The sequence below is a fragment of the Micromonospora sp. ATA51 genome, from assembly GCF_016802855.1.
Classification (GTDB): domain Bacteria; phylum Actinomycetota; class Actinomycetes; order Mycobacteriales; family Micromonosporaceae; genus Micromonospora; species Micromonospora sicca.
The window spans coordinates 1-3,455 of the sequence record NZ_JAEVHJ010000485.1; the positions used below are offsets into that span (position 1 = coordinate 1).

General features: G+C 71.1%; 2 protein-coding genes and 2 pseudogenes. All 4 read right to left on the minus strand.

Annotation, left to right across the window (positions count from 1 at the left end):
• Positions 1 to 1,114: PP2C family protein-serine/threonine phosphatase (locus JNW87_RS41085; RefSeq protein ID WP_309234150.1), on the minus strand; the 1,114-nt coding region annotated here is incomplete at its 3' end.
• A 219-nt stretch (positions 1,115 to 1,333) separates the two neighbouring features.
• A pseudogene (locus JNW87_RS36395) lies at positions 1,334 to 1,702 on the minus strand (MerR family transcriptional regulator); the annotation flags it as partial.
• Positions 1,703 to 1,766: 64 nt separating this feature from the next.
• A pseudogene (locus tag JNW87_RS41090) lies at positions 1,767 to 2,449 on the minus strand (SulP family inorganic anion transporter); the annotation flags it as partial.
• Between the two features lie 294 nt (positions 2,450 to 2,743).
• Positions 2,744 to 3,313: an aquaporin family protein gene (locus JNW87_RS36410; protein ID WP_236648490.1), complete on the minus strand. Its 570-nt coding sequence runs from the start codon at positions 3,311 to 3,313 to the stop codon at positions 2,744 to 2,746.
• Positions 3,314 to 3,455: the final 142 nt, after the last annotated feature.

Sequence of the window (3,455 nt, forward strand, 5' to 3'; positions counted from 1 at the left end):
CGAGGATCGCGTGGACGAGACGCCGGGCGGTCTCTGGTAGCGGCAGCCTGTCAGCCAGGGCCCGGACGGTGAAGTCGACCAACCGCTCGGTGCCGAACCGCTCCCCGTCGGCCGACCGGGCCTCGATTATGCCGTCGGTGTAGAAGAGCACGTCGTCGCCGGGTTCGAGGGCCTCCTCGACCACCACCGGAGGGCGCCGGTCGCCGAGGGCCACCGGCAGGGCGGTGGGAGTGGGCAGGACGGTGGCGACCCTGCCTCGGCGGAGCACCAGCCCGCCCGGGTGCCCGGCGGAGATGACCCGCAGCCGGCCGGTGCGCTGGTCGAGTTCGGCCAGCACCCCGGTGATCAGCCCGCGCCGGTCGTGGTCACGCACTGCGGTGTCGATGTGGTGGTACGTCTCGACCAGGTCGAACCCGCTCCGACGGGCGTTGCGGTACGCGGCCAGGGCCGGGCTGGCGAGCATCACGGCGCGCATCCCGCCACCGGAACCGTGCCCGACGGCGTCGAACAGGGCGAGGTGGGCGGTGTCGCCGTTGACCGCGTAGTCGAAGGCGTCGCCACCCACGTCGTAGCAGGGCTCCAGGATCCCACTGATGATCACGTTGCCCGTGGAGAAGGTAAGCGGTGGAAGTTGGGCGCGCAGCATCTCGGCGGCCAGACGCATCGGCGCCCGGCGGCGGACCCGCTCGATCGTGTCGTTGTAGTGCGACCGCGTGATCACCAGCTCGGCGAGCAGGGCGGCGACCGCCTCGAACGCCGCCACCGAGGAGTCGGCCACGGCAGCTGCGGCGACCACCTCCGCGACGCCCATGCGCTCCATACCGTTGAGCAGCGGCAACCACAACCGCGCACCGTCGTCCACGGGCCCGCCGACGGGACGCAGCATGCTGAACGCCCGGCCGGCCAGGGTTCCCTCGATGGCCAGCGAGTCCCGGCGCGGTGCGTCCGGACCGGGCAGGGGAAGCAGCTGACGCTGCTCGTGGTCGACCAGGTAGAGCACCATGTCGTCGGCGCCGAGCTGCCTGGCGGCCCACCGTGCCATCCCCGGCAGGTCCTCAGGCAGGGCGTGGTGCGACTGCCGCAGCAGACCTTGCAGTGCGTCCCGCTCGCCCATGCCCACCGACCTTCGCCGCCGCCCGCGCGGGGCTACCCGACCGGTCAGAGTACCCGGGCGCTCCACCCATCCTGCACCAGTGCGCCACGGTGGCCTCGCCCGACGCCCGACGCCGCCCGGTCGCGCGAGGGGGATGCGGTGCCAGTCGTCACCGACCGGACCAAGCAGGCCGCCGCTGACCAGGCGGCGGCGGTGTTCAGGTAGTGGGGCGCCGTGGCCGTGGTGGTCGAGTTCGGCGCGGAGGGTGTTGGCGAAGCCCTCGGCCGTGGCGAGTTGGTCGCGTAGGGCAGTGACGCGGGCTGTGGCGGCGATTTGGAACATGGCAAGCCGGTCGAGCAGGGCGGCGCGGTCGGTGCCGATGGCGGTATTGAGAGCGTCGAGGACGGCGAGTAGGTCGCGCATCTCGTCGATGGTGAAGCCGAGGGGCTTCATCCGTTTGACGACGGCGAGGCGGTCGAGGTCGGGTTCGGTGTACAGGCGGAAGCCGCCTTCGCTGCGGGCGGAGGGCACGATCAGGCCGGCTTCCTCGTAGTGGCGGATGGTCCGGATGCTCAGTCCGACCCGTTCGGCTGCCTCGCCGATCTGCATGAGGCGGTCGGTGGCGGGGCCGGAGGCGTGCTGCTCCGGCCGGTGTCCCGGTTGGTGGTGGCCATCAGTGGCCGACGCCGAGTTGGCCGGCGAGGGTGTCGTGGATGCGGGCGCTGGGTGTGTTCAGTTCGATGATCTCGACGGTCTTGCCGCGGGTGGCGTACTTGGTGGTGATCGCGTCGAGGGCGGCGACGGAGGAGGCGTCCCAGACGTGGGCGTAGGTCATGTCGATGACCACGGTTTCGGGGTCGCCTGCGTAGTCGAACTGGCCGACGAGGTCGTTGCTGGAGGCGAAGAACAGCTCACCGTGCACGGAGTAGATGCGGGTGGTGCCGTCGGGGTCGAGCACGCTGGTCACCTCGACCAGGTGAGCGACCGCCGGGCGAAGATCACCATGGCGGTGAGCACACCGACAACAACGCCGATGGCCAGGTTGTGGGTGGCCAGGGTGGTGCCGACGGTGGCGAGCATGACGATCGTCTCGCCGTACGGCATGCGCTTGAGTGTGGCCGGGGCGACGGAGTGCCAGTCGAACGTGGACACCGCCACGATGATCATGACGGCGACCAGGGCGGCCATCGGGATCACCGCGACCACGTCGCCGAGCGCGACGACCAGGATCAGCAGGAACACGCCGGCCAGGAACGTCGACAGGCGGGTGCGGGCGCCGGACGCCTTCACGTTGATCATCGTCTGGCCGATCATGGCGCAGCCGCCCATGCCGCCCATGCCGCCGAAGAACCCGGAGCCGGCGGAGCGGACCTCGACGGTGTCGCCGGCGAGGTGGCGCAGCCAGCCGGCGACCATCTGGGAGCGGCCGGCGTTGTGTACGCAGACGAACAGGACACTGGGCTTGTCGGACATCAGGAGCCTCTCTGGCGGTGCGGGTCGCAGGGCGGTTCACCGGCGCCTCGTCGGGAATCGCGGGCAGTGATCGGTCGGGGTCGCTGTTGTGGTCGAGCAGCCGGTACCGGCCGGCCGGGGGTCGGTTGATCAGGCCGCGGTACGACGTGTCGGCGCTCCGGTGCTCGGGCTTGCTGGTCATGGGCGGTGGTCGAGGGCCGGGTCCCAGTCGTCGGTGGGCACCACCACCTGATCGGCGGCCCGCCCGGCGTCGGGATAGAGCGCCGCCAGGAGACCGATGCCCACGGCGAGCCCGACGGCCTGGGCAAGGACGAAGCCGGGGACGGAGGCGGGCGCGATGCCGGCGAAGGTGTCGGTGAACGCGCGGCCGATCGTCACGGCCGGGTTGGCGAACGAGGTGGACGAGGTGAACCAGTACGCGGCCCCGATGTACGCGCCGACGGCGGCGGGCGCGACGGGGGCGCGGCCGGAGCGGGCGAGGGCGAAGACCAGCAGGATCAGGCCGGCGGTGGCGACGACCTCGCCGAGCCACAGGTTGCCGGCGGGGCGGTCCTTGGCGGAGAGGTCGACCGCGGCCAGGTCGAACATCAGGTTGGCCAGCACCGATCCGGCGATCGCCCCGGTGACCTGGGCTGCGCCGAGGTCGCGGCCGGTGAGGCCGGTCCCGGTGCGGCGGCCGAGGAACCAGTCGGCGGCGGAGACCACCGGGTTGAAGTGCGCACTGCCACGGGGTCGACGACGGATCATGTGCTACGGTAGCCGAGTTGCAGTTTTGATTTCCGTAGACGTTTTCCGGCGCCTGATGGGGCATCTGAAACCCATCCAGGCGCTTTTCGTTTTTCGTGTCGTTTCGACGCGGGTGATCAACGCGGCGGCGTAAGGGTCCGCA

Excerpts from the sequence above, each read along its gene's own strand:
- JNW87_RS36410 (WP_236648490.1), bottom strand. The coding sequence starts at position 3,313 with ATGATCCGTCGTCGACCCCGTGGCAGTGCGCACTTCAACCCGGTGGTC.